Consider the following 2,911-nt stretch of genomic DNA (forward strand, 5'->3'; position numbering starts at 1 on the left):
ACTCCACCGCCAGCACGTCGGCGGACACCTCCCCCAGGCCGGCGAGCACGGCGGCGGTGGCCGGCGGCGCCGCGAGGCCCTGGCGCAGCCCGGCCGCGAGCCCGCGCAGCAGCACCGGCCGCTGCGCGGAGCGCGCCAGGGTGCGCGCCCAGCGCCGCAGCGTCGCCCCGCCGTAGAGCAGCGTGTCGCGCGGGCCCAGCGAGCGGCTGCGGGTGAAGGTCCACAGCTTGTTGCGCACCTCCAGCACGAAGCGCTCGCCGGGGTCGGCGTCGGTGGAGCCGAAGACGCGCGTGCGGTGCTCGACGACGCTCGCCGGGCAGGCCACGCCCCGGCGGTGGCGCAGCAGCCGCGTCGTGTACTCGAAGTCGTCGTTCCACAGGAAGTAGCCGGCCTCGGGCAGCCCGTCCGCGCGCACCGCGGCGGCGTCCAGCAGCACCGCCACGAAGCTCGCCGAGCGCACCGGCACGCAGCCGGCGGCGGCCGCGGCGGCCCGCTCGGCCGCACCGGCGCCCGGGCGCACCCGCGGGGTGTTCATGGGGTGCTCGCGCCCGTCGGTCCACACCACCCGGCTGGCCACCAGCGCCGCGCCGGTGGCCCGCCGCGCCTCCAGGGCGGCGGCCAGCGCCTGCGGCCGCGGGACGGTGTCGTCGTCCATGAGCCAGACCGCGTCCGCGCCGTGGTGGTGCACCGCGCGGGCCAGCCCGGCGGCGAACCCGCCGGCGCCGCCGGTGTTGCGCTCCAGGACGAGGAGGTCGACGTCGAGGGCGCCGGGGGCGGCGGCCCAGCGGCGCACCGCCTCCGCGGAGCCGTCGCCGCTGGCGTTGTCGACGACGACCACGGCGTCGGGGCGCCGGGTCTGCGCGGCCAGCGCGGCCAGGCCCTCCAGCAGCAGCTCGCGGCGGTCGTGCGCGACGACGACGGCCACCGCGCGGGCGTCGGCGGCCGGGGCGGTGGAGGCAGGCACCGGGACAGGGTGCCAGGTCACGCGGGCCCGCCCGGCACCGCCGCGGCGGCGTCGACGCGCCAGACGCCCACGGTGCCGCTGGTGAAGACCCGCTCCAGGCCCGCCACGGCGTCCAGGTCGACCAGCCCCGGGGGCACGGAGTACTGCGGCACGCCGAAGAAGAGCGCGTCGTCGGGCCGCAGCGGCAGCACCGGCGCGTCGGCGTCGACCACGACCCACGCCACCCGCTCGCGGCGCACCAGCTCGGCCACGGCAGGGTCGGTGCCCAGGTCGCGGAAGCGGGACAGCAGCAGGCGCAGGTCCGGCACCGGCGGCGTCGGCACGGCCGTGGTGGCCATCACGGGCACCCCGTGCAGGACGTAGGCGTAGGTGGAGCCGTCGTTGCCGGAGTTGAGCACCCGCTCCCCCGGGCGCACGACCCCCGCCAGGTAGCGGGCGGCGGCCTCGTCGTCGGCGTCGACGCGCTGGTAGGCGGGGTCGGCGTAGCGCTCGCGCAGCGCCCGCACCTCCGTCGGCCCCGACTCGGCCGCCGCCCCCGCGAGCAGGACGAGCCCGAGCGCGCCGGCCGCGACCGGTGCACCGCGCCCGCCCAGCGCCCGCGCGAGCCACCCGGCCGAGCGCACCACCGCCACCCCGGCCAGCAGCCACGCCCACGGGCCGCCGTGCGCGACGACGCGGTAGTAGGAGTTCCAGGCGCTGTCCCACACCAGGTCCAGCAGGCCGCCGAGCACCGGCGGGTGCGCGTCGACGAGGTAGGCCACCGCGATCGCCGACCACACCGCCCACGTCAGCGCGACCGCCGCGCCGGCGCGGCCGGCCAGCAGCGCACCGAGCAGCACGGGCACGGCCAGCCACCACTGCTCGGTCGCGGCGGCGGGGTCGACGCCGCCCTGCAGCGGCAGGGTCAGCACCCGGTGCAGGGCCTCGGGCAGCGGCTGCGGCGGGATGTCGCGCACGAAGCGGGCGCTGGAGCCGCCGCCGGACTGCGCGGCCCGCAGCAGCGCGGTGCCCACGAGGGCGGCGACGAGGACGGCGGCCACCGCCAGGGCCGCCACCCACCACCGCGTCAGCGCGGTGCGCCGGGTGGCCAGCGCGCCGAGGACCACCGCGCCCAGCGCCCCGCCCGCCACGGTGAGCGCGGCGCTGGGGTGCACCGTCACCGCGCCCGCGCAGCCGAGCGCCAGGACCGGCGCGAGCGGCGCCACGGCGGCGGCGGAGCGGGCGCCCGGGCCGCGCGGGGGCAGCACGAGGGCGATCGCCCCGGGCGCGACCGCGAGGGCGGCCGCGTTGGCCAGCGCACCGGAGTCATGGTGCATGGCCTGCAGCGGCTGGTACGCCAGCGCGGAGGCCACGGCCGCGACCGCGCCCGCGGGCAGCCACCCGCGCGGCAGCGCCCGGGCGGCCAGGGCCACCAGGCCCAGCGGCTGGACGAGGGCGAGCGCGAGCACGCTGGTCGCGTTCAGCGCCGCCACCGGGCTCGCGCCCCAGAGCCCGGCCACCTGGGCGGTGAGCGCGGCCCACTGGTGCAGCCCGTCGGGGTAGTAGAGCGCCGGCGTGCCGGTGACCACGTCGAGGGCCTGCGCGCGCCAGGGCGCCGCCTCGCCGCTGCGCAGGACGTGCGCGACGACGAGGGTGTGGGTGATGGCGTCGTGCTCCTGGGTGGGCGTGGCGAGGGTGCCCACGCCGCGGCGGAACAGCACGAGGACCGCGGCGGCCGCGGCGGCGGTCAGCACCGCGGTGGCGACCGCCGCCGCCCGGCCGGGCGGCGGCTCCTCCAGCGGCGCGAGCGCGCCGCCCCCGCGGCGGGCGGCGAGGCGGGCGGCGAGGCGGCGCAGCCCGGCGACCGCGCCCAGCAGCAGCACGAGCGCCGCGCCCACCGCCCAGCCGCCGAAGCGCAGCCCCGCCAGGCCGGTGGCCGTCGCCGCGCAGGTGGCGGCGCCGACGGAG

The 2,911-nt window shown here is 80.6% G+C and carries 2 protein-coding genes; both read right to left on the reverse strand.

The window, feature by feature from the left end; all coding sequences use genetic code 11:
- On the reverse strand, positions 1-964 hold a 964-nt coding region (locus GTQ99_RS21695; RefSeq protein ID WP_205707986.1), incomplete at its 3' end, for a glycosyltransferase.
- Between the two features lie 17 nt (positions 965-981).
- The coding region (locus GTQ99_RS21700) for a DUF6541 family protein (RefSeq protein ID WP_166617770.1) at positions 982-2,911 on the reverse strand (1,930 nt) is incomplete at its 5' end.

The organism is Kineococcus vitellinus (assembly GCF_009906315.1).
In the GTDB taxonomy this organism is placed as follows: Bacteria; Actinomycetota; Actinomycetes; order Actinomycetales; family Kineococcaceae; genus Kineococcus; species Kineococcus vitellinus.